Genomic DNA, 25445 nt, shown 5'->3' on the forward strand with positions numbered 1-25445 from the left:
GTATTATACAGGTTCAGTCAAGATTGATAATGCTGCTTTTTATCAGCTGATTGGTAACAGCAGAATTTTCGGACGCGTTCTGGAATGAGGAAGTGGATGGATTTACAAAAGGTATTCTTAAATTTAATCGTATATGCATTACCGATCATTGCGGCCGGCTATAGTGTTGTGGGAATAAAACTCTTAAAGCAAAAAGTCGAGGGCCAGTTTAATTATTTTTCGGCCCTGATGTTTTCTTCGGCAATTTATGCATTGGGGTACTTTCTGTCGCTCAACTCGCAAAACATTGAAATGATGATCCTGGCCCGGGATCTTGCGAATCTGGGTGTGATATTTATTCCAACGTTTGGAATCTTATTTGTTTCCCAATTTGCAAAAGTCAAAATTTCCCAGCCAATTAAATATTTACTGGTAACTCTCTCAGGGGGACTCTGGATACTCTATATTACCAATCCGATTCATCATCTGGCGTTTAACTGGGTGGAATTGATCAAAGTTAATGGTTTTTCGGTTGCCAGTACCTCCAAAAACATCGGCTATTATCTGATTCTTGCCTACTACATTGTTTTTCTGCTGTTTTTAATAGTCACATTGATCAAAGCATATCAAAAAACGAATTCCCCAAGTTTGAAAAAAAGTTATCGTTTCATCCTTGTGTCAATACAGGTGTCATGGCTTGCGGTACTGGTGATCCTGATGGGGGGTGATAAATATGTCGATCCGACGCCAGTGGTGATTTTGTACATTTCAGCCATGATTGGTTTAAACGAAGTAAAAAATGATTTATTTGAATTGGAAATCAATCGTTGGAAACAAACCTTCTGGAATATCGGCGAGGTCGCCTTTCTGATCAATGGTGATGCGGAGATTATTTGTATGAATCCCGCTGCCAGGCTTTTTTTTGCGGGAAACAAGGAAAGTGTTTCTGAAATACTGAGAATTCTAAATCGGGGGGATCATAAACGCACGCCGGTAAAGGTCAGAACGGATGAAACCATCCGCTGGTTTTATGTAAATAAAAATGATTTCGATCTTAAGCGAAAGCTGGTCAGCTATATGCTGGTGGATTTTAGCGATCGTCATCAGGCAGAAATAGCTTTAAAAGAAAGTGAAGAAAAACACCGGCTACTGATCACCCAAATGGCCCAGGGACTGGCGGTGCACGAAGTTATTTTTGATCAGACCGGCAATCCTGTGGATTTTAGATATCTGGATGCCAATGAAAGCTATGAAAAGCTGGTTGGTATGAAACGGAAGGAGATTATCGGCAAGACTGCCCTGGAAGTGGCACCGGCTATGGATAAGCAGTGGATCTTAAAATACGGTCAGGTAGCCATGACCGGTCAGCCAGTGCGGTTTGAGTTTTATGACCAGTTTGTGGGTAAATATTTTGAAGTTGTTGCCTATTCACCCCGATTCAAGCAATTTGCGGTGATTATTACAGATGTTACGGAGCGCAAACAGGCGGAACAGGAAATCCGCTATTTGAGTTACCATGATTATCTCACGGGTCTCCATAACCGGCGGTTTTATGAAGAGGAACTGGAGCGGCTGGATGTTCCGGATAATCTGCCTATTACGATGATCATGGCCGATGTCAACGGTCTTAAACTGATAAACGACTCCTTTGGTCATGCGATGGGAGACGAGTTGTTAAAAAAATCCGCCCGATTGATTACAGAAGCAGTTCCAAAGAACAGTATTGTTGCCAGACTGGGGGGCGATGAATTTATTGTGATTTTACCACAGACGGATATTTTTCAGGCAGTTGAGGTGATCAATGACCTGAAAGCAAAGACCTCAAATGAAAAAATCGACGCCTTTGATATTTCGATCTCATTTGGTTGCGAAATAAAGGAAAGCGAAAACCAGGACATTCAGGAGATATATAAGCGGGCTGAAGATGACATGTATCGGCATAAGCTCTATGAAAGTGCCAGCATCAAAAATAAAACCATCGAACTGATTATGAATACTCTTTATGAAAAGAGTTGTCGGGAAATGCTTCATTCCCGGAGAGTCAGCGAGATCTGTAAAGCCATTGCGATCGAGATGAACCTGAGTAAGGATGCGGTTAACCAAATTGGGGCGGCTGGGCTGATGCACGATATTGGCAAAATGGGGATTGATGAAAAAATCCTCAACAAGGTCGGCCATTTGAATTTCGAGGAGTGGCAGGAAATGCAGCGGCATCCTGAAATTGGTTATCGGATTTTGAGTTCTTCCAGTGAATTTTCCGAAATGGCAAGGTATGTCTATGAACATCATGAACGCTGGGATGGGAAAGGCTACCCCAAAAAATTGAAGCAGGAAGAAATATCGATGCAGGCAAGAATTATTGGGGTGGCGGATGCCTATGATGCCATGACCTGTGATCGCTCCTATCGTAGCGGATTGAGTCAGGCCGATGCCATTCATGAACTAAAAAAGCATGCCGGTACGCAGTTTGATCCGGAAGTGACACGGATCTTTATTGAAAAAGTGCTGACTAAAAAATGATAATTTGTTGGCAAATCACGGATACCGAATTAGAAAAAGAACGGCAGGTAAAAGTTACCTGTCTACAAAAAAGCAAAAAGAGCCTGAAATCTGGCTCTTTTTTAGGTCGAAAATAAATGAAATATCATTGATTTAACGACCATTTCACTTCAGTTTCGCAATCATTTCTGATATAATGAACGCAATCATTGGGGATATCGGATCGAACGGGTTTATTTATGCGACATAAGTGGCTGTTGGATGGAGATTTTTGATAATGGTTATTTTTTAGGCTTTAATAATCACTTTGAAAGTAAAAAGCGATTAAAGTAGTGGGAACGGATAGGAAAGAAGGTTATGATGAGGATAGGATATGCATGTTTAACGGTGGGTGTGCTTAATACGGAATTGAAAACGTGCTTGCTGAAAAATGCGTCCGAAGAAAAATTGACTGAATTGATTAAGCACAATTTGAACGCCCTGGAAAAGATGATTGACTATAATATCGAAAATCAGATTGAGTTGTTTCGCATCAGCTCATCACTGATTCCGTTTGGATCAAATCCAGTCAACCGGATTGTCTGGTGGGAAGTTTTTGAAAAACAGTTTAAAAAAATCAGCAAAAAAATTGCCAAAAGTGGCATGCGCGTTTCCATGCACCCGGGACAGTATACCGTTTTAAACTCGGCGGACGAAAATATTGTGGCGAATGCCATTGCCGATTTGGACTATCATGCCTGTGTCATGGATAGCCTGGGACTGGGTCCGGAAAATAAGATTATCCTCCACGTCGGGGGAATATATAATGATAAAAAACAGGCAATTAAACGCTTTCTGAAAAATTACCAGCGGTTGAGTGAAACGGTTAAAAAACGTTTGGTGATTGAAAACGACGATAAATCATACACCATCAGTGATGTTTTAATCATTGGAAAAGCCCTGGACATCCCGGTAATTTTTGACAACCTGCATCATCAGGTGAATCCCTGTGATGAAAAGCAGCCGGATACATATTGGATTGATATCTGCAAAACTACCTGGAAAAGTCAGGATGGTAAGCAAAAAATCCATTACTCCCAGCAGCATCCCGATAAAAAACCGGGTTCGCATTCCAAGACCATCGGAATAAACGAATTTATGGCCTTTCATCAGGAGCTGGATGGCAGAGATCTGGATATCATGCTGGAAGTGAAAGACAAGAATTTATCGGCGATGAAGTGCATTAATTGCATAACCACAAAGAAAGAAATTAATCGCTTGGAACATGAGTGGAGTAAATATAAATATGCAGTATTGGAAAGATCTCCCCTTGATTATCTGGAGATTCGAAAACTGCTGAACAATAAGGACAGCTATCCCTGCATGGAGTTTTATAATCTGATTGAAGCATCTTTTCAAAAAGAAACCACTATGGGCAACTCAATTAATGTGGCGCAACATATCTGGGGGTATTTCAGAACGATTGCCTTGCCCAGTGAGAAGAAGTATTTTCTAAAACTGCTGGATCAATACGAAAAAGGGGAAGCCTCCATTAAAAAGGTGAAGAAAAATCTGTGGAAAATGACGGTTAAGTATGAGCAAACCTACCTGTTGGATTCGTATTACTATGTTATTATCTGAATAAAATGAATGGGAACAGATTGGCAAAAAAACGTTTCGATGATGAGTCAGAAAGTTGTGAAGGGAAGATCATGTTAAATGCTGAAATCAGAGAATTGATTAAATACCTGAAAAGCATCGTTGCGGAGGAAAAACCGGACAATGATGTTTTAGAAAAATACGGAAATGATCCGGATTTTATTGAGCTCAATGAGATGATCGGGGGTATTCGCAGTGCCTGTAAAAAGCATTTTGAGATGATTTTTGACTTATTTCCTGACCCAACCATTATCACCACCATGGAAGATGGAAAATTAGTGTCCTATAACCGGGCCTTCCATAAATTGATAACAACCAGAGGGAAAAATATCATGACTGGTGTGACGAATATTCATGATTTATACTTTGAATTGGATAAACGGGATCAGCTAATTGAAGAATTGAAGCGAACCGGTGTCAGTGAGAACATGGAAATCATGGTAAATGATGTCAATGGTGAAATGTTTGTCGGACTGGTATCAGCCCAGGCCATCAGCATTGAGGGTGAACCGCACATCTTGAGTGTCATCAGGGACATTACTGAAATCAAAAGACTGGAAGAGGAAATCAAAAAGCTGTCGATTAAGGACAAACTGACCCAGGTGTTTAATCGTCAAAAACTCGATGAATTTCTGCAATTTGAACTGGAACGCTCCGAGCGGACAAGAATGCCTTTTGCGGTGATGTTAGTTGATGTGGACTCGCTCCGTACGATCAACGAGTCTTACGGGCATCAGGTTGGGGATGAGATGCTGGTGGCAGTGGCCGCAATGCTTAAGGACAACGTTCGGGTGACGGATATTGTGGGCCGCTGGAGCGGGGAGGAATTTTTAGTGATCCTTCCCGACACCGATGAAAAAGGTGCCGTTACACTGGCAGAAAAAATCCGGACAATACTTGAAAATACTCGTTTCAATACCGTTGGCAAGCTTACCGCCAGTTTTGGGGTTTCCGCCTATCGCAAAGACTTACTGCCGGCAACCTTGATTTCGCGAGCCCATACAGCCCGAAACCGGGCGAAAGAGAAGGGGCAAAACCGGGTGGAATATCAGTAGTGATCAATAATATAAAAAATCATGGACGAGGTGACCTGTGGAAACAAGACAATTAAAGATTTTAGTGATTGATGACAACCAGGATAATGTGATTGTCTTAAAAGCCATGATTCGTGATGTGTTTTCAGATGCTACTGTTTTGATGGCTTTTACTGGGCGAACGGGGTTTGAAATGGCGGTGTCGGAAGACCCGGATATTATTCTCATGGATATTATCATGCCGGAGATGGATGGTTTTGAGGTGTGTCGTCAATTAAAAGCCAGCCCCGATCTGGCCGATATTCCGGTGGTCTTTGTGACCGCTGCCCGAGGCGATCGGGAACATCGGATTTTGGCGCTGGAATGCGGCGGTGAAGGTTTTATATCAAAGCCGATTGATGAACAGGAACTGCTTTCTCAGCTTCGGGCAATGGCAAAAATCCGCTGGGCCAATCTTCAAAAACGCAATGAAAAAGAGCGGCTTAACAACCGGGTCAGAAAGCAGAATGTGGCCCTAAAGGCCGCCCATGCCCGAACCCTCAAACTGCTGAAATCGCTGGAAAAAGAAAATGAAGCCCGGAAAAAAAGTGAGAAAGCGCTGGTCGAAGCGCAAAAACTGGCGCATCTGGGAAGTTATGAGTTTGATTTCAAAAATGACAAAATCAATTGTTCGGAAGAAGTGTTGAATATCTTTGGGGTTGCTTCCGTTGATGAATTAAATACCAAAGAGCAATTTCTCCGGTTTGCCCAGCCGGAAGAGATCCCTGTTATTCTTGAAAATATCAATAAGGTAATGGTCGAAAAATCAACGGCTGATTTTATTTTCCGGATCTTTCGTCAGGATGGCGAAGAGCGAATTATCAATATGCGGATGATTCCCCAGTTTGACGAAGAGAAAAACCATATTGGAAATTTTGGAACCGTTCAGGATATTACCCGAATCAGAAAAACGGAGGAAGAAATCAGGTATTTGAGTTACCATGATTATCTGACCGGTCTCTTCAATCGGCGCTTTTATGAAGAAGTCCTGATAAAACTGGATACGGAAAATAATTACCCATTAACCCTGGTTATGGCTGATGTCAATGGCTTAAAGATGATCAATGATTCCTTTGGCCACGCTGTTGGGGATGAATTGCTCCAGAAAGCGTCCAATGTCATCAAAAACGGCTGTCGTGAGAACGATGTGATTGCCCGACTGGGTGGTGACGAATTTGTTATTATTCTAACTAAAACGGATGCTGAAACAGCGGCCCTGATTATCAAAAGACTGGAAGTGTTGGCAGCCCGGGAAAAAATTCGCGGATTGAAACTTTCCATTGCTTTTGGTAGCCGCACGAAAACCAGAAAAGAAGAGAATATCCAGCAGATATTAAAAAATGCCGAAGATGATATGTATCGTCATAAGCTCTACGAAAGTGCCAGCATGCGCAATAAAACCATCGAATTGATTATGAACACCCTTTATGAAAAAAGCAATCGGGAAATGATGCATTCAAGCCGGGTTGGTCACATTTGTGAAAAAATTGGTTTGCGAATGAAGCTGGATCAGGATGAAATCAATCAGATCCGGACAGCAGGACTGATCCATGATATCGGAAAAATGGGAATTGATGAAAAAATCCTGAATAAAACTGGCGCTCTGAGCGATGAAGAGTGGCAGGAAATTAAGCGACATCCTGAAATTGGTTATCGGATTCTCAGCTCGGCAAATGAGTTTTCGGAAATGGCCAATTGTATCCTGGAACATCATGAACGCTGGGATGGGCATGGATATCCAAAAGGTTTAAAGGGGGAAGAAATCTCGCTGCAGGGAAGAATTGTGGCGGTGGCCGATTCCTTTGATGCCATGACCAGTGATCGGGCCTATCGCAAAGCACTGGCTTATGATGAGGCCATTACGGAAATCAAACGCTGTGCCGGAACCCATTTTGATCCCCTGGTGGCCAAAATGCTGGTTGAAGTTGTGCATTCGGAAATGATTCGTTAGCGACACCTGCTGATTTGGACATCAGGTAGGATACTAGGGGGATACGGATGGGAATACAGGCAAATAAAACCATTTTTGAGCTGATTCGGATTATGAAAGAGATTTATAAAAAAGATCTGACTATTTATGATGATGCTTTTCTGATTAAATCACTGGAGCGGCGGATGGCAGGCATTAAGCTTAGTGCTGCGGAATACCCCTTGTATTTACAGCAAAATCGCTTGGAAGCCGATTTATTAATGGCATCTTTTCAGATCACTTACAGCCAGTTCTTTAGAAACGCATTGACCTTTGCGGTGCTCGAAAAGCTGATTTTGCCGCAGCTCTTCAGTCAAAAACCGGAAAACGGGGAAATCAGAGTATGGTCGGCAGATTGTTCCACTGGCCAGGAAGCTTATTCGATCGGAATTTTGTTAGAAGAAGGGATCAAGTCTGTGTCAAAGCCGAGGCGATTTCGAATTTTTGCCACCGATCTTTCATCGGAAGCCTTAAGCGTCGCCAGAACGGGCCTTTATGATGGCGATGACATTGCAAATATTCGTATGAAACAGCTGAAAAATTATTTCGAAAAACAGGGCGATGCTTACGCCATTGGATCGGAACTAAAAGAAAAAATCGATTTTTCGGAGTATGATTTATTGGATTCCCATTCGAGCAATCCTCCAGATAGCATTTTTGGTGATTTTGACATCATATTTTGTTGTAATCTGCTTTTTTATTATAGCACCGATGTGAGACGGTCAATAATCAGAAAACTAAAACGCTCTCTGGCCAAAGGCGGTTATTTGGTCACGGGCGAGGCTGAATCCATCTTTATGGCAAAAGATCAGGATTTAAAGATGCTGTCTTCCAGTGTGCCTATTTTTCAGATCAGTCGGTAATGGGATGAACAGAATATAATACCAAAATTCTTTTGCACAAAAGAAAGACTAACTACCATTGTGCGGTGTTGTCAAAATTGTTGCACCTCATAGTCATGGTTCCGGGAGAAAAGATGAACATTAAAAATTTAAAAGTAAAGACTCAGCTTGCGATTGGTTTTGTGAGTATCATATTTTTTGTTATTTTATTGGGGATTTTGGTTTATATGCAAACCAATACCATTGTAAATCAGGCAGAAACCATGTATGACCACCCCTTTAAGGTTACCCGGGCAATTGATCGGCTGGATGCGGACATTTTGAGTATGCGGGTGGGCGTTAGAGATCTGCTCTTGGCCAATACCCAGGAAGAACGTAATAGCGCCATTGAAGTGATGCAGCAATATGATGCCGATATCCAGATCCAATTTGATATTTTGCGGGAGCTTTATCTAGGGCCTAAACAGGATGTGGATGCGGCCTATAATGCTTACATCAACTGGGAAACGGCCCGGGCCGATATCGTGGCAAATGCTCTGGCCGGAGACCTGGAAACCGCCCGAAAAAGTCTGCTGCCGGGTGAAAAGGTGGGAGTCTATCGGGAGACCTTAACTGAAAAAATGGCAGTGGTAGAAAATTTCGCCAGTAATAAAGCCGATGAACTCTATCAGGGCACAACGGACTTATATAGCCGAATAAAACTGCAATTAGTCATGATTGTATTAATCATTATGGTGTTATCCGTATTGATAAGCGTTCTTTTACTTCGAAATATTCAGGAACCGTTAAATGAGCTCACCCGAACAACGGATGAATTTCAAAACGGAAATCACAATGCCCGAAGTGTTTATGCTTACACGAATGAATTTGGGATCCTATCGGCTTCTTTTAATACGCTGGCTGATGACATTCAAAAAAACCTGGAGCTGAATGAACGAACAGCCAATTTTATTAAAATTATGCTAGCTGAAGAAGATGCCCAAATTTTCTTTAGAAAGACCCTCAATACCCTGTCCCGCTATACCGATTCCCAGGTGGCGGCGGTTTATCTGAGAAACGCCGATACGAATCAATTTGAGCATTTTGAATCAATCGGATTGGATGAAATAGGCCGGGCGGCGTTTGCCGGAGACACCCTGGAAGGAGAATTCGGAGCATCGCTTGCCAGTGGTCATTACACCCATATCAAGGATATCCCGGAGGATTCTCGATTTGTCTTTTATACGGTCAGTGGGAAGTTTATGCCCCGGGAAATTATCACCATTCCGATTATTTTTGGCGGTGAGGTTATTGCTGTGGTGTCCCTGGCCGCCATCGGAAAATACAATCAAAAAGCCATTGATTTTATCGAAAAGACCATTAGCACCATGAGTGCCCGAATTGAAGGGATTTTAGCCTATCGTACCATCAAAGCCTTTTCCCAGAAGTTGGAACATCAGAATCGGGAGCTGGATGCGCAGAAGAATGAAATGGAAGAACAGTCGGTGGAACTCATTCATCAGAACATCGAGTTGGAAATGCAGAAAAAAGAACTCAATGAGGCGAACCAACTTAAAACGAACTTTTTATCCAATATGAGTCATGAATTGCGGACACCGCTTAACTCGGTCATTGCCCTATCCGGAATTTTAAACCGGCGCCTTAAAAATGAGATTCCCGAAGAAGAATACAGCTATCTTGAAGTCATCGAACGGAATGGTAAAAATCTGTTGGCACTGATAAATGATATTCTGGACATTTCCCGGATCGAGGCGGGTCGTGAAGAGGTTGAAATCACCACCTTTAATATTAACCAATTGATCGATGAGGTGGTGGAAATGCTGGCACCTCAGGCCCGTGAGAAAAATGTGATCTGTCGTAACGGATCGGGCAACACGGCCGTTTATATTAACAGTGACAGCGATAAGTGCCGTCATATTCTGGAAAACCTGGCTGGCAATGCGGTTAAATTCACCGAGCAGGGTCAGGTCGAGTTATTCATTGGTCAAGATGACGAAAACATAGAGATTCGGGTTACTGACACCGGCATCGGAATTGATGAAAACTATCTGCCCTATATTTTTGATGAGTTCAGACAGGGAGATGGTAGTACTTCCCGTAAGTTTGGGGGCACCGGGCTGGGGTTGGCCATTGCACAAAAATATGCCCACCTGTTAGGGGGAACCGTTCGTGTGAAAAGCGTGGTCAATGAGGGATCTGAATTTATTTTGTCACTACCGATGAATTACGCACCGGATAAAAAGGTAGGAGAACCCGCCTATCAAGGACAACGGGGAAGCGGTCAATCAGCAACGAGTATATCAGCACCCCAATTGTCCGGAAAACCTTCAGCAGATCCCTCAAGCAAAACCCTGTTGATGGTTGAGGATAGCGAACCGGCGGTGATTCAGATTAGAGATTTGCTGGCTGAAAGCGGCCATACGATTAAGGTAGCCCGGAATGCCCAAGAAGCGTTTGAAATCATGGAAGAAGTGATTCCGGATGCCATGGTTCTGGATTTGATGATGCCGGGAATTGATGGATTTGAACTGCTTCAGACCCTCCGGGAAGCTGAAGCGACAGCGCATGTACCGGTGCTGATTCTGACTGCTAAGCATATTACCCAGGATGAGCTCAACTGTCTGACTAGAAATAACATTCATCAATTGATTCAAAAAGGTGATGTCAACCGGGATGAACTCAAAAAAGCCATCGATTCCATGCTTTATCCGGTAACGCATAAAAAAGAGATTAAGCCCCGGAAACCCCGGACGGATCAGCGTAAGCCATTGGTGCTGGCGGTGGAAGATAACCCGGACAATATGATCACGGTGAAAGCTTTGCTAAGCGATCATTTTCGGGTGTTGGAAGCAGCCGATGGTCAGGAGAGTATTGAGATGGCCAAACAGTTTGTTCCCGATCTGATTTTGATGGATATTGCCCTACCGGGAATTGATGGGGTCCAGGCCTTTAAAGCGATTCGGGCCGTGCCGGGATTGGAGAAGATCCCGATCATTGCGTTAACCGCCAGTGCCATGACCCAGGATCGGGAAGGAATTTTAGCCCAGGGCTTTGATGCCTTTATCCCAAAACCGATCATTGAACGGGAGTTTTTAAAAGTAATACGGGAGGTACTCTATGGCTGATAGACAATTGAAATTTTTAGCAATTGATGATAATCAGGATAATCTGATCACCATGCGGGCACTGATCCGGGAAGCCTTTTCCGAAGCCAGGGTGCTGACAGCCACCACCGGAATCGAGGGGATTGCGATTGCCGGGGCAGAAGATCCCGATGTCATTCTACTGGACATTGTGATGCCGGAAATGGATGGCTTTGAAGTATGTCAAAGACTTAAGAGCGATCCTCAGACAAAAGAAATTCCAGTTGTTTTTGTCACCGCCATTAAAGGGGATCGGGAGCATCGTATTCTGGCGCTTGAGTCTGGTGCGGAAGCATTTTTAGCCAAACCCATCGATGAATCAGAATTGACTGCCCAACTCCGGGCGATGGTCAAAATAAAAGCCGCCAACCGTCAAAAGCAGGACGAACAAGGCCGCTTGACCCAGATGGTGGAAGAAAAAACGGCGGCCCTGAAGGCCGCCCATATCAAGACCATGGAACTGCTTAACAGCCTTAAAATCAGTGAAGAAAGAAACCGCCGACTGATTACTCAGATGGAGCAGGGCCTGGCCGTACATGAGGTTCTGGTCGATCATAATGGGAAACCAGTAGATTGCAACTTTTTGTATGTTAACCCCAGCTTTGAACGGCTGACCGGATTAAAAAGTCAGGATATTCTGGGGAAAACCCTATCAGAAATCATGCCCGATTCAACGAATTTTCTGGTTGAAAAATATGCGCAACTAATCAAAACAGGCGCATCAATGCGCTATGAAATGTATTTTGAGCAGTTTGCAAAATACTTTGAAGTGGTGGCTTATTCCCCAGAGCCCCAGCAGGTGGCGGTGATTATTTCCGACATTACCGAAAGAAAACAGACCGAAGAAAAGATCCGCTACTTAAGCAATCATGATTATCTCACCGGGGTTTACAATCGCCGCTATTATGAAGAAGCCCTGATTAACATTGATCGGGATGAAAATCTGCCGCTGAGTCTGGTTATTTCTGATGTCAATGGTTTAAAGCTGGTTAATGAATCGTTTGGGCATGCCTTGGGTGATGAGTTGCTAAAAAAAGTGGCCGGGATCATCCAGGCAGAGTGCCGGAATCAGGACGTGGTGGCCCGGCTTAGTGGGGATGAATTCATTGTACTGCTACCCCAGACGGATGAGGATCAAACGGCAAAAATTGTCAAACGGATGAAAGTCGCAGCACTGGAACAATCCGTTGGAAACATTGATTTCTCGATTTCGTTTGGCTATGAAACCAAAACCGAAAGTCACCAGACTATTCAGGAGGTGCTAAAGAACGCTGAAGATAACATGTATCGTCACAAACTCTATGAAAGTGCCAGCATTAAAAACAGAACCATCGATTTGATTATGAATACGCTTTATGAAAAAAGCAGCCGTGAAATGCTGCATTCTCAGCGAGTCAGTGAAATCTGCGAAAAAATCGCAGCAAAAATGAATTTTGATCAGGATGATATCAGTCAGGTAAAGGCCGCCGGATTAATTCATGACATTGGAAAAATGGGGATCGATGAAAAAATACTCAATAAACCTGGGGGACTGAATCCGGACGAATGGAAAAAAATCCAACGACATCCTGAAATTGGCTATCGGATTTTAAGTTCATCCAGCGAATTTTCAGAGTTGGCCAGATACGTACTGGAGCATCAGGAACGCTGGGATGGAAAAGGTTACCCGAAACAACTGATGGGGGAAGAAATCTCAATCCAGGCTCGGATTATCGGGGTGGCGGATGCCTTTGATGCGATGACCTGTGACCGGGCTTATCGTAAAGGGTTGAGTGTTCATGAGGCGGTGGCTGAAATAAAAAAATGTGCTGGCAGTCAGTTTGATCCGGAAGTCGCCAATGTCTTTATCGAAAAAGTTTTAAATGAGTATCCCGCCCAAGTGATTGATTAAAAAATACTCAATGGCGATTGTTGATACGATAAAACTCCAGGCAGGGTTTTAAGCAAGTGCGTCGATAACCTCCATTGAGTAGATCACTCAATGAAATATATAAATCACGACTAAATTTGAAAAGAGGTTTGCTATGTGTGAAAAAAAACAGGATGTCATTGAAGCGGTAATAAAGAAGTTACAACAGGGGAATCAGGTCTTTGTGACAGCGGAAAAAAACCCTGGTGATGTTTCTCCAAAGGTACGAAGCAAAAATGTGGAAGCGGGTCAGAAACCCGATGCGGTAGTTGTGACCTGTTCGGATTCCCGGGTGCCGCCGGAACATATTTTTTCGGCTGGAATCGGTGAGTTGTTTGTGATTCGAACGGCTGGCAATGTGATTGGTGATTTTGAACTGGGCAGTATTGAATATGCCGTTGGTCATTTGGGGACATCCGTAGTGTTGGTGCTGGGGCATAATCACTGTGGGGCAGTGGCTGCCGCCATGCAGGGGCATGGTCACGGGTATATTACATCGATTGTGGAAGAAATACAACCAGCCATTGTAGGCGAGGAAAATGTTGCTACATGTGAAAACCTTAACATTGATAATAGCATTAAGAGAATTCTTCAAAGTGAGGCCATTAATGAACGAATCAATGCGGGCGAGGTCAGGGTTTTGGGTGCAAAATACAATCTGGAATCGGGAGTCGTGGAGTTTTTCGGGTAATCGCTTAAAGTAAAACGTAGTTATGGTGTGCCAGTGGGGTTAAAGAAAAAGGAGACCAAGATGAAACGAAAACTGCTAATACTGATGGGCGTGTTTGGAATGGCGGCTCTGTTATTTATGGGCTCTGGTTGCAAAAAAAACGAGATATCAAAACCATCGACAGAGGTGTTGAATTCGTTTGACACATCCTTGGTTGAAAAGACCAATGACTTTGGATTCAATCTCTATAAAAAGCTGGCAACGGAAAAGAAAAACAGCATGATCTCACCTGTTGGCATCTCCCTGGCCATGGAAATGGCCTATAATGGCGCAACCGGAGAAACCCGGGAGGCGATGGCAAAAGCCTTAAATATTCAGGGCATTGATGGTGACCGTCTAAACGAAAACAATCAGGCCCTGTTGTATTTTTTAACCTCGACAGACCCCAAGCTGACCTTAAATATTGCCAATTCGATCTGGATGAGGGAAGACTTTAAATTTTCAGAAGCGTTTGTCAAAACCGTGAAGCAAGATTATCAGGCGGATGCCCAAAAATTGGATTTTGCTGATCCCAAGTCGGCCGATGTCATTAACAAATGGGTTAAAGATGAAACTCAGGGCAATATTGATCAGATTGTTACCCCGCCCATTGACCCGGAAACGATCATGTTTTTGATAAATGCCGTCTATTTTAAAGGAGCCTGGAGCAGTCCTTTTGAAAAGGATCTTACCAGCGATCAGAGTTTTACTCTGGCTGATGGACAGAGCGTGACGGTGCCGACAATGTACCAGACCGGTTCCTTTGACTATTTAAAAACAGCCAGTTTTCAGGCCTTGCGGCTTCCCTATGGTGAAAATGAGCAGATGGCCATGGTGTTATTTTTACCCAACGAAGATTCCAGCCTGAGTGACTTCCAGCAGCAGCTCAATCAGGATAACTGGTCAAACTGGATGAGTCTTTTTGAAAAAAAAGAGGGCAGCCTGATGCTGCCGAAGTTTACTTTGGAATATGAAAATTCATTGAACCAGGCCTTAACGGATCTGGGGATGGGAGTTGCTTTCCAACCGGGAAAAGCGGATTTTTCAGGAATGGCAGCAACCGACACCGCAGCTGATATTTATATCAGCGATGTTAAGCACAAGACCTTTGTTCAGGTAGATGAGGCCGGTACCGAAGCCGCCGCCGTGACCTCGGTGGAAATCAGCGTTACCAGCATGCCTGCCTATGATTTTGAACTTAAATTCGACCGACCATTTTTCTATGTCATTCAGGACAGCAAAACCGGAGCCATTGTTTTTATGGGAACGGTGTTTGACCCAAGTAAATAATAATTAATTCCGGTGTTATTATGACTGATAGCACCGGTTTTTTTTCTTTGGTTTTATTTAAGATTCCGGTCTGTTTTCAGCATTATTCCATAAAAACATTGTAATTTCGGGCATAAAAAAGTAAACTAAATGATATGAGTTTATTTTTTGTTTCAAGGAGATGTGATCGCAATCGGATCGGTCTTCGAGACAAAGCGACTTAAAATTACAGGCAAGAGAGAGGAAAAAATGGGGTTTGTAGAAATTTTAAAGGCAATCTTTCTGGGGATTGTGGAAGGTGTAACCGAGTGGCTGCCAATCAGCAGCACTGGGCATATGATATTAGTGGATGATTTTATAAAACTGAATATGTCCGACCCGTTCATTGAAATGTTTTTATACGTCGTTCAGTTGGGCGCCATTCTGGCAGTGGTTTATATCTATTGGCATAAACTGGTGCCGTTTTCATTTAAAGATAAAAAAATAATGATCCGTAAAAACACGGTCATCCTCTGGTCAAAAATTGCGGTGGCTTGTATTCCGGGAATCCTGGCCTATTTGCTGCTGGATAGTCTCTTCGATACCTATTTTATGAATTCAATCGTTGTGGCAGCGATGCTGATTCTCTATGGGATTCTTTTTATTGTGATTGAAAATTACAACAAAAAGCGTAAACCGGAGATTGTCAAGTTATCGGAACTCAGTTATAAACGGGCCCTGCAGATTGGTGCCTTTCAGGCTTTATCGATTGTACCGGGGACATCTCGATCCGGGGTAACCATTCTGGGGGGGATGATTTTGGGGACATCCCGAACGGTGGCTGCCGAATTTACCTTTTTTATGGCCGTTCCAGTCATGTTCGGGATCAGTTTATTAAAACTGATTAAATTTGGTTTTGCCTTTACCCTTTGGGAAGTGGTAATATTATTAGTAGGAATGATCTCGGCCTTTATTACTTCCATATTGGCCATTAAATTTCTGATGACCTATATTAAAAAGCATGATTTTAAAATTTTCGGCTGGTACCGCATTGTACTGGGTGTCATCGTGTTGTTCTATTTCTTTATCACCGGTAATTAGGATAATTTGAAATGGCATTTGATGTTGAAAGGAAGAAAAAATGATTAAGATTGATCAGGAAAAATGTATTGGTTGTGGCGCATGTGTTGAAGATTGCTTTACTCGGGATCTGGTGATTGAAGCGGACAAGGCCAAAGTCCTTAACAAAACCTGTATTAAATGCGGCCATTGTATCGCCATCTGTCCGGTAAATGCCGTCAGCATCAGCGACTACGACATGAGCGAAGTGAAGGAATATGAAGCCGCCAGCTTTGACATCGAACCGGAAAATCTGCTGAATTTCATTAAATTTAGGCGGTCGGTCCGACAGTTTAAAGACCAGCCCATCGAAAAAGAAAAACTGGAGACGATTATTGAGGCTGGCCGATTTACCCCAACTGGCGGAAACCGTCAGCCGGTGTCTTTTGTGGTGGTTCAGGATCAACTTTCAGAGTTGACCGGACTGGCCCTGGAAAGCCTTAACAATCTGGGAAAAGTGCTGCTGGCCGATAGGGAAAAGACCCCACCGCTGATTGCCTATTATGCGGAGCGGTGGCTGCAGATGTATGAAGGCTATCTGGCAAATCCGCAAAAAACCACCGATTTGTTTTTTAATGCCCAAGCCGTTGTGATTATCGTCTCGGAATCACCCATTGATGGTGGCCTGGCTGCATCGTCGATGGAACTGATGACCCATGCCCAAGGACTGGGAATGTTCTACAGTGGCTTTTTTGTCCGGGCTGCGGCCAACAGCGAAAAAATAAGACGTTTTCTGGGGATTGAAGAGACCAACAAACAAGTGATTGCCTGTCAGGTGATGGGCTATCCCAAGGTCTCTTATCAGCGCACCGTGCCCCGAAAGAAGCCGGTAGTATCCTGGCGATAAGGCGATCAGCCGGAGTGTAACAGCGTTTAAAATGAGGTAAAAGATGGCCTATCTGGAATTTCGGAATATTTTCTTAAACTATGATCAGCGGACGATCTTTTCCGGTTTTAATCTGGAAATTGAGCGTCAGGAAAAGGTTCTGCTCTGTGCGCCGTCCGGCCGGGGCAAGACCAGTCTGGTTAAAATGCTGCTGGGTTTTGTGGTACCGGAAGCCGGGGAAATCCTGGTTGACGGGATGCGGCTGACCGGGAAAACGGTTCATGACATTCGCCGCAAAATTGCTTATGTGAGTCAGGATGCTGATATTCCCAGGGGAATAGTCAGTGAAGTTTTCGCGAGCGTTTTTAATTTTCCGGTCAACCGTCATTTAAGTTATCAGGAAACGGTTTTACGGGACTGGCTTAAAACCATGTCCCTGCCGGAAGATACCCTCGAGAAAAACATCGATGCCCTTTCCGGCGGCGAACGGCAACGGCTGGCCCTGGTTCTGGGGATTCTGCTGGATCGGGAGATCTGGATTCTTGATGAAATTACCACCGGTCTGGATCAGGAGCTGAAGAAAAAAATGGTGGAGCTGCTTTTAAGCTACGACAAAACCATTTTAGTGGTCTCCCACGACGATATTTATAAAAATCAGAGACTCCGGGAGGTGAGCTGGTAATGGGCGTTCAGGAAATACCCTTTTATACCCCTTTTTATCTGCTGATTTTTGTGCTGCCGATGGCCATTATCAATTTTAAACTGGGAATCGGCCTTAATAAACGGACGATTTATGCCCTCTTCCGGATGACCATCCAGCTGGTGCTGGTGGGCTTTTTTCTGCAGTACATCTTCTTGTTCAACAACCTCTGGGTAAACTCGGCTTATGTTTTATTTATGATTGGGGCGGCCGGTTTATCCACCGTTAAAACCTGTGGATTAACCGTCAAAAAACAGTTATTACCGATTGTCATCGGCTTTGGTCTGCCCAACCTGGGGATGATTCTCTTTATCAATCAATTTGTCATCGGCCTGGACAACATCTTTGACGCCCAGTATTATATTCCCCTGATGGGAATGCTGCTGGGCAACAGCCTCAGCGGCAACATTATCGGCATCAATACTTTTTACAATGGCTTAAGGCAAAATGAACGGCTCTATCAGTATCGGCTGGCTTTAGCCGCCAATCAGTGGGAAGCCACCCTGCCCTGGTATAAAGAAGCCGTTATTGCCTGTATGAACCCCATCATTGCTTCCACCGAAACTATTGGTCTGGTATCCCTGCCCGGCATGATGACGGGCCAGATTCTTGGCGGTTCGATGCCGATGACAGCCATTGTCTACCAGATTGTGATCATGGGTGCGATTCTGATTTCCCGTTATTTCGGCATTCATTTCTCGATTTTATTAACCCGGAAGCAGGCCTTTGATGACTATGATCGGTTAATCCGGTAGAATCGATGCAAAAAATTCCCATTAGTCAAATAATTAGTTCATTTATTTCGCCCTCGCAACGTGATAAACTATAAAATATTGAATTCGTTTAAAAATGCGAGGTAGCAGATGTCCTATAAAGATTTAACACCCAGTACCGTCATTGAGTACATCAAAGCAAATACGGATATTTTTCCAGCTGCGGCCAAACTTGAAGTTTATGAAGTTGGCGGCGGCGAAGACGACGGCGATGGTTTTGTCAATCACATCTATCGGGTATGGGATGAAACAGGGCGATCGGTTATTCTCAAACAGGCCAAACCCTACCTGAAACTATTTGGCGAAGGGGCTCCGCTGACGGCCAAGCGCAACCAGCTGGAATCGGAAATGATCAAGTTAAGAACGGCTATCACTCCGGAATATCTGCCGGAAATGTATCACCTTGATCCAGACAATAATCTTTTTATTTATGAAGACTGCGGACGCCTGAAAATTATGCGTTTTGAATTGACCAAGGGGAAACGATTTCCTAAATTCCCCCAACAGATGGGTGAATTTTTGGCCAAATCGAATTTTTATACCTCTGAGATCTATCTGGATCAGGTTGCCCACAAGGTACTGGCATGTAAATTTATGAACCCGGAAATGCGGGTGATTATGGAAACCATTTTGTTCCTGCGGGAATCTTTTATTGAGGGGGAAGTCGATTTACCGCCGGGAGATCCCAATCATCTGGTGATGAGTGATCTGCTCTGGGAAAAACGGGAACTGCGGGTTGAGCTCCTGAAGCTGCGGGGCATTTTCATGAAAAAGAGTGAGTGTCTGGTGCATGGCGATCTGCATACCTCCAACATTATGATTGACGAAAATGAAATGAAGATCATTGACATGGAATATCCCTTCATGGGGCCGTCCTCATCTGATAGCGGCTATCTGTTGGGGAACCTGATCTATGAATATATTGCCTGGTTCCACCATGATGAAGGAACCAAATCGTCTCGGAAAGCCTATCGTCAGGAAATACTGGGCTACATCCGCGATTTCATCAGCGAGTATCAGCGGGTTTACTGTGCAAGCTGGGATCAGGATGCTAAACCAATGTATCGTGAGTATACCGAATATCGCGATGAGCTGTTACGTACCTACATCAAAGAGGTCTGCGGTTTCGCTGGTTGCCAGATTATCAGTCGTGTCGGTAACATTGTGCCACTGCCGGATTTTGATGTGATTAAAAACCCGGTCAGCCGCAACTGTGCAAGACGTCTGTCGTTGCTGATTGCTGATGCGTTGGTTATGAAACGGGAAGAAATGGAATCGGTAGAAGACATCATTTCCTTAATCGAAACCATTACCTACCGCTATTTTGATGTGATGAAGGCGTTAAAGAACCGCAGTAAAAGCGGCCAGGCAAATTAGAAGGAATCATAAACTCAAGCGATTTTTGGCTTGAGTTTTTTGTTTGCTGAAATGTCGGCAGGGGAATGTTTATTTTTACGGAAATGTGGTAGAATAAGAATACGAAAATAGGTTGGAACGAACGGAAATCTTTTTTATAAAAAAAGGAGGGCTAAGAGAAACAAGGGGTTATAAAAAGCCGGATGAGTAACTGAAAGCATGTCTGAAATCGGTTGCAAGTAAATTAGCCGGTCAAGCTGCAGTTAAGAATTTAGGATAACAGGCAGAAAGGGGATTCCAGCTATTCGCGTAAAATTATCATTCAGGAGGAAAAAGTCATGAAAAAAAATAAATTAACACTTTATCTTGTGGCCATAACGATTATGATGGTTTCGGTTCTTTTGATGGGGGCCAGCTGCAGCGCAACATCAGCCAACGTCAGCAATGCAGTGATGACAACCGGGGTAGATGACAGTTCATTGCCGATTGATGAAGTCACTTCATTTCCAGTCAATACCGACGTTTATGTAGCAGCGGAACTCCACAACGCCCCGGATGATACCGATATTACCTTTATCTGGTATCTGGAAGATCAGGTAGTCGATTCTGTGACCATCAATAACGGTGATGTCAGCGATGCACCTCTATGGGGAATCCTTCCCGCTGAGCTAGTCACCACACCAGGCAATTATGCTGTTGAAATTTATATTGATGACCGGGAAGATCCCGATACGGTTACTGAATTTACGGTTAAGTAAAAAAATAAAAGCGCAGGTCGCCTGCGCTTTTATAATGCCCTTAAAAGGCTGCGTTAGATAATTCAAACGGTGTTTCCTGATAAACGTAGTAATTCAGCCAGTTGCTAAACAGCAGGTTGGCATGGCCCCGCCAGCGCACCACCGGTGGCTGAGTCGGGTCGTCATTGGGGTAGTAGTTGATGGGAATATTGATTGGTTTACCCTGGGAAACATCACGGTCATATTCACCCTTTAGGGTTAGGGGGTCGTATTCGCTGTGGCCGGTGACAAAAATCTGGCGACCGTTTTGGGCCATGACAATATAGACCCCGGATTCAGGGGATGCCGCCATGATTTCCAGATCGGGATGGGCCTCAAGTAGTTCCCGGCGGATTCCGGTGTGTCGGGAATGGGGCACATAGAAGGTATCGTCAAAGCCCCGAAAGAGTTTGACATAGGCCTGTTCCAGGTGGTGTTCAAAAACACCAAAGGCTTTTTCGGGCAACAAATACTTCTCAATTCCATAATGATAATAGAGTCCGGCCTGGGCACCCCAACAGATATGCAGGGTGGAAAAGACATTGGTTTTGCTCCAGTCCATAATCTCGGTGAGCTCGTCCCAGTAGTCTACCGCTTCAAATTGCAGGGTTTCAATCGGGGCGCCGGTAATAATCAGGCCATCAAACCGCTGCTCTTTGATATCTTCAAAATAACAATAGAAAGAGCCCAGATGTTCGGACGGGGTGTTTTTACTTTCATAGGTTTTTGTTTGCAGTAGGGTTACCTCAATTTGCAGCGGTGTATTTCCTAAAAGCCGCAACAGCTGGGTTTCAGTGGTGATTTTAGTCGGCATCAGATTGAGAATGGCAATTTTTAAGGGCCGGATATCCTGATGACTGGCCCGGTCAGCATCCATCACGAAGATGTTTTCATTGGTCAGAATCTGGCTGGCGGGCAGATTAGTGGGTATTTTTATCGGCATTGGTTCACCTCCGGGTGATTGATTAAAAACTAAAGCGCCTGAGAAAAGGCCTGATCGAGATCAGCCAGAATGTCGTCACTGTGTTCCAGTCCAATCGACAATCGGATCATATCTTCAGTAACACCGGCAGCAATCAGGTCATCACCAGACAATTGCTGATGGGTGGTGGTGGCGGGATGAATCACCAGCGATTTGGCATCGGCAACGTTGGCCAGATGGGTAAACAGGGTCAGGCTATCAATAAATTTACGGGCGGCGGCGATGCCGCCTTTGATGCCAAAGGTGAAGATCGAACCAGGGCCTTTTTTGAAGTATTCGTCAGAAAGAGACTTATATGGATTATCAGAAAGCGACGGATAGTTAACCCAGGAAACCTGAGGGTGGTTGGTCAAGTAAGAGACCACTTTCTGAGTGTTTTCAAGATGCCGATCCAGGCGCAACGACAGGGTTTCCAGACCCTGTAACAGTAGAAAGGCATTAAAGGGACTGATGCAGGCACCGGTATCCCGGAGCAACTGAACCCGGGCTTTGACAATAAAGGCCGCAGCACCAATGTCGGTGGCGTAGGTAATGCCGTGATAGCTGGCATCGGGGGTGGTAAACAGCGGGAAGCGGCCGCTGCCAGCCCAGTCAAAGCTGCCGCCGTCAACGATGATGCCGCCGATGGTGGTGCCGTGTCCGCCGATAAATTTGGTCGCCGAATAAACCACGATGTCAGCACCAAAATCCAGTGGCCTAAATAAGTAGGGGGTGGCAAAGGTGTTGTCGACGATCAGTGGCAATCCGTTATCGTGGGCGATCTGGGCCACGGCTTTGACATCAACAATATTAATAGCCGGATTCCCCAGTGATTCGATATAGATGGCCTTGGTATTTTCATTGATGGCAGTGCGGAAATTCTCAGGGTCATCCGGGTTAACAAAGGTCGTTGTAATGCCGAGCCGGGGCAGGGTGGCGCTTAAGAGATTGTAGGTACCACCATAAAGGGTGGATGCGGCCACCAGTTCATCTCCGGTACCGGCGATATTGAGAATGGTGGCAGTAATGGCTGCCGAGCCGGAAGCAAAGGCCAGGGCACCGACGCCGCCTTCTAAAAGCGCCATCCGTTCTTCTAGCACACTGGTGGTGGGATTCATAATCCGGGTATAGATATTGCCCGGTTCTTCCAGGCCAAATAGCCTTTGGGCGTGTTCGCTGTTGTCAAAAACATAAGAGGTGGTCTGATAAATGGGAACCGCCACCGCATGGGTGGTGGGATCAGGGCTTTGACCGCCATGGAGTTGGAGCGTTTCAAATTTTCGGGTATCCTTCATAATCGTATCTCCTTATATCATTATTAATAAATTACATATCATTCCAGTAGGAATTATAAGCAATATAACATAAATAACCAGATCTTGTCAATATGTAAAGCAAAGAATGAAAAATTAACACGTTTTTAATCACTATTTATTTGACATTGATAAAAATTAGGTCTATAATAAACCAAAATACACGTTACAGGTCAACAAGGTTGTGGAAAAGTTCATTTTCTTTGTTGTAAGGTGTCCTGAGAGGAATATCATGGCAGAGTTAAGAAGAAACTTAAATGAATATTATTACGTTAACACCCAAAGCTATTGGTTTTTTAGCTTTGGTTATTTTGCGTACAATCAATTAAGTTCCTTTGAGAATCCCAACCCATGAGAAATTTTTAGCGATACCGGTGTATTGAATAAAAGTTGATTTTTAGGAGGCTTCTTAGGAAGTCTCCTTTTTTTTCGCAAGTCAAAGGCCAAAGATCATGCTGGCAATTTGGATGCTGACTGCGAATCACCAGAAATCAGTAAGGCGCTTTCTGGTGGTCTTCGGTGCACAGAAGATAAAAATGGGGCCGAGTGATCAGTTCGTAAATTAATGGAGGAAGAAAATGATAATAGTTGTTAAACCCAACACCAAAGAAGAAGATATTCAGAGGTTAATCAAGATGATTGAAACACAGGGATTAAACATTCATTACTCAAAAGGTGTGGATCACACCATTCTAGGAATAGTAGGGGATACAACCTTGGCAGATGTGGAAAAAATCCGTTCAAACCGTATTGTAGAAAATGTACTTAGAGTTCAGGAACCCTATAAAAAAGCCAATCGTCTCTTTCATCCCGATGATACCATCATTAACGTCAAGGGCCGAAAAATCGGTGAAGGGACAATCAGTGTGATGGCTGGCCCCTGTTCGGTGGAGAGCGAAGAACAGGTTGTAGCGATTGCCAGAAGTGTCAAAGCTTCCGGAGCAACCTTTTTGCGGGGCGGAGCTTTCAAGCCACGAACCTCACCCTATGCGTTTCAGGGCTTGGGATATGAAGGATTGGAGTTACTTAAGATCGCCAGAAAAGAAACCGGATTGCCAATTGTTAGCGAACTGATGTCGCTGGAGCATTTGCAAGCTTTTGAAGATGTCGATATTATTCAGGTAGGTGCCAGAAACATGCAGAATTTTGATTTGCTCCGGGAATTGGGAAAAATTGACAAGCCGATCTTACTTAAACGGGGGATGTCATCGACGATGCAGGAATTCCTGATGTCGGCTGAATACATCATGAAGGAGGGCAATGATAAGGTAATTCTCTGCGAACGGGGCATTCGCACCTTTGAAACCGCCACCCGAAATACCCTGGACATCAGCTGTATTCCGGTGCTCAAGCAAAAGAGTCACTTACCGATTATTATTGACCCCAGTCATGCCACCGGGCTGTCCTGGACGGTTGAAGCATTGACCAAGGCCGCCATCGCTGCCGGTGCCGATGGGGTGATGATTGAGGTTCATAACAATCCGGAAGAAGCCCTGTGTGACGGCGAACAGTCGATTACCCCGGAACAATTCCATAAAATTATGATCACGGTCAAAAAATACGCCGAATTTGAGAACAAGGTGATGTAATGAAAAAACGTGAAGATTCCATCGTTGGCTTTATCGGCCTGGGTCTGATGGGTGGGGCTTTGGCCATGGGACTCAGGAAGCAGGGGCCCCGAGAAATCTGGGCTCATGATTTAAACCCGTCGGTGATTAAAAAGGCCTTGGATCAGGGCGTGATTGATCAAGGGGTCTGGGACTCAGCGGGGCTTCAAAAAATGCTGCCCCAATGCGATCTGGTGTTTATCTGCCTGACCCCAATGGACACCCTGGCTTTTTTAGCCCTGTACATGGAAGACTTCAAGCCGGGGGCGATTGTCACGGATATTATCGGGGTCAAAGAAGTGGTCTTTAAAAACCTCGGCAATCTATTGCGCAAAGATATCGATTATATTCCCGGACACCCGATGGCCGGCAGTGAAAAAGAAGGCTTCGGCGGGGCCGATGATCGGATCTTTAAGAACCGGAATTATATTTTGACCCCCTTACCCTCCAATCAGCCGGAGAATATTGGGTTGATCCGGGACATTGTTACGGATCTGGGTTTTAATCATATTGTTGAAACCACCACCGAAATTCACGACCAGAAAATAGCCTTCACCTCCCAGCTTTGCCATGTGATTGCGGCGGCCCTGGTTGATTGTGAGGATGATCTGTCGATTACTGATTTTGAGGGCGGCAGCTTTGGTGATCTGACCCGGATTGCCATGATCAATGCCCCCATGTGGACGGAATTGTTTATGTGCAACCGTAAAAATTTGCTTGATCAGATTGAGAAATTTGAGACCAGCCTGGCTGCCATGAAAGACATGATCCGTTTGGATGAAAAGGAAGAATTGATTGATCGACTTCAATCAGTACGGGAAAAACGCATTGCCATGGGGGAGATTCGGGCGGCGAAAAGCTTAAAAAATCTGTGAGTTTGCTTAAGAGATGCGCTGTGAAAACTATTACATCAGCCTGAAAATGATTACGCTATTGACTTAATTAAATATGGGAGTATACTCTAGGTAAAGAAACATTTGAAATCATAATTTTTAGTGGGAACAA

19 protein-coding genes are annotated in these 25445 nt (G+C 44.3%); 17 read left to right on the forward strand and 2 right to left on the reverse strand.

Translation table 11 applies throughout. From position 1 onward, the window contains the following. The first annotated feature begins 96 nt into the window (after positions 1-96). The 15 genes from ACWI_RS18485 to ACWI_RS08440 all read left to right on the forward strand — a co-directional run bounded on the left by ACWI_RS18485 (position 97) and on the right by ACWI_RS08440 (position 20541). The gene (locus ACWI_RS18485) at positions 97-2499 is read left to right on the forward strand and encodes an HD domain-containing phosphohydrolase (protein ID WP_242871599.1); all 2403 of its coding nucleotides are present in this window, start codon (positions 97-99) and stop codon (positions 2497-2499) included. Positions 2500-2835: 336 nt separating this feature from the next. Then, a complete protein-coding gene (gene uvsE, locus ACWI_RS08375) occupies positions 2836-4098 on the forward strand; it encodes a UV DNA damage repair endonuclease UvsE (protein WP_338076090.1) in 1263 nt (420 codons plus the stop codon). A gap of 71 nt (positions 4099-4169) precedes the next feature. Beyond that, positions 4170-5171, forward strand: coding sequence for a sensor domain-containing diguanylate cyclase (locus ACWI_RS08380; RefSeq protein ID WP_175440920.1), 1002 nt, complete (start codon positions 4170-4172; stop codon positions 5169-5171). Positions 5172-5208: 37 nt separating this feature from the next. Beyond that, positions 5209-7140 carry an HD domain-containing protein gene (locus tag ACWI_RS08385; RefSeq protein ID WP_070370970.1) on the forward strand — a complete coding sequence of 644 codons (1932 nt, stop codon included), beginning with the start codon at positions 5209-5211 and terminating at the stop codon, positions 7138-7140. A gap of 47 nt (positions 7141-7187) precedes the next feature. Then, on the forward strand, positions 7188-8021 hold the full coding sequence (locus ACWI_RS08390) for a CheR family methyltransferase (protein WP_070370971.1): 834 nt from the start codon (positions 7188-7190) through the stop codon (positions 8019-8021). Between the two features lie 113 nt (positions 8022-8134). After that, positions 8135-11125: a response regulator gene (locus tag ACWI_RS08395; protein ID WP_070370972.1), complete on the forward strand. Its 2991-nt coding sequence runs from the start codon at positions 8135-8137 to the stop codon at positions 11123-11125. Further along, the gene (locus tag ACWI_RS08400) at positions 11118-13034 is read left to right on the forward strand and encodes an HD domain-containing protein (RefSeq protein WP_084633580.1); all 1917 of its coding nucleotides are present in this window, start codon (positions 11118-11120) and stop codon (positions 13032-13034) included. The genes ACWI_RS08395 and ACWI_RS08400 overlap by 8 nt, the downstream gene beginning before the upstream one ends. Before the next feature lie 133 nt (positions 13035-13167). After that, positions 13168-13743: a carbonic anhydrase gene (locus ACWI_RS08405; protein ID WP_070370973.1), complete on the forward strand. Its 576-nt coding sequence runs from the start codon at positions 13168-13170 to the stop codon at positions 13741-13743. Between the two features lie 60 nt (positions 13744-13803). Continuing rightward, the gene (locus ACWI_RS08410) at positions 13804-15051 is read left to right on the forward strand and encodes a serpin family protein (RefSeq protein ID WP_084633581.1); all 1248 of its coding nucleotides are present in this window, start codon (positions 13804-13806) and stop codon (positions 15049-15051) included. Positions 15052-15279: 228 nt separating this feature from the next. Next, entirely contained in the window at positions 15280-16110 is an 831-nt protein-coding gene (locus tag ACWI_RS08415) for an undecaprenyl-diphosphate phosphatase (RefSeq protein ID WP_070370975.1), read from the forward strand. A 40-nt stretch (positions 16111-16150) separates the two neighbouring features. Then, entirely contained in the window at positions 16151-16975 is an 825-nt protein-coding gene (locus ACWI_RS08420) for a nitroreductase family protein (RefSeq protein WP_070370976.1), read from the forward strand. Positions 16976-17018: 43 nt separating this feature from the next. Next, on the forward strand, positions 17019-17636 hold the full coding sequence (locus ACWI_RS08425; RefSeq protein WP_070370977.1) for an ABC transporter ATP-binding protein: 618 nt from the start codon (positions 17019-17021) through the stop codon (positions 17634-17636). After that, positions 17636-18409, forward strand: a complete 774-nt coding sequence (locus tag ACWI_RS08430) for an ABC transporter permease (protein ID WP_070370978.1) — start codon at positions 17636-17638, stop codon at positions 18407-18409. Before ACWI_RS08425 ends, ACWI_RS08430 begins: the two co-directional genes overlap by 1 nt. 108 nt (positions 18410-18517) lie before the next feature. After that, the gene (gene mtnK / locus ACWI_RS08435; RefSeq protein WP_070370979.1) at positions 18518-19804 is read left to right on the forward strand and encodes an S-methyl-5-thioribose kinase; all 1287 of its coding nucleotides are present in this window, start codon (positions 18518-18520) and stop codon (positions 19802-19804) included. A 317-nt stretch (positions 19805-20121) separates the two neighbouring features. Further along, positions 20122-20541: a hypothetical protein gene (locus ACWI_RS08440; RefSeq protein ID WP_070370980.1), complete on the forward strand. Its 420-nt coding sequence runs from the start codon at positions 20122-20124 to the stop codon at positions 20539-20541. Positions 20542-20581: 40 nt separating this feature from the next. Here the strand turns inward: ACWI_RS08440 and metA are convergent, their stop codons facing one another. Both metA and ACWI_RS08450 read right to left on the reverse strand, forming a co-directional pair. Next, positions 20582-21502: a homoserine O-acetyltransferase MetA gene (gene metA / locus ACWI_RS08445; RefSeq protein WP_070370981.1), complete on the reverse strand. Its 921-nt coding sequence runs from the start codon at positions 21500-21502 to the stop codon at positions 20582-20584. Positions 21503-21531: 29 nt separating this feature from the next. Further along, complete coding sequence (locus ACWI_RS08450; protein WP_070370982.1) at positions 21532-22815, reverse strand: O-acetylhomoserine aminocarboxypropyltransferase/cysteine synthase family protein; 1284 nt, start codon at positions 22813-22815, stop codon at positions 21532-21534. Between the two features lie 596 nt (positions 22816-23411). Here ACWI_RS08450 and aroF point away from each other — a divergent pair. Continuing rightward, positions 23412-24422, forward strand: a complete 1011-nt coding sequence (gene aroF, locus ACWI_RS08455; protein WP_070370983.1) for a 3-deoxy-7-phosphoheptulonate synthase — start codon at positions 23412-23414, stop codon at positions 24420-24422. Beyond that, positions 24422-25315 carry a prephenate dehydrogenase gene (locus ACWI_RS08460; RefSeq protein WP_070370984.1) on the forward strand — a complete coding sequence of 298 codons (894 nt, stop codon included), beginning with the start codon at positions 24422-24424 and terminating at the stop codon, positions 25313-25315. Before aroF ends, ACWI_RS08460 begins: the two co-directional genes overlap by 1 nt. Positions 25316-25445 lie beyond the last annotated feature (130 nt).

This window comes from Acetobacterium wieringae (assembly GCF_001766835.1).
In the GTDB taxonomy this organism is placed as follows: Bacteria; Bacillota; Clostridia; order Eubacteriales; family Eubacteriaceae; genus Acetobacterium; species Acetobacterium wieringae.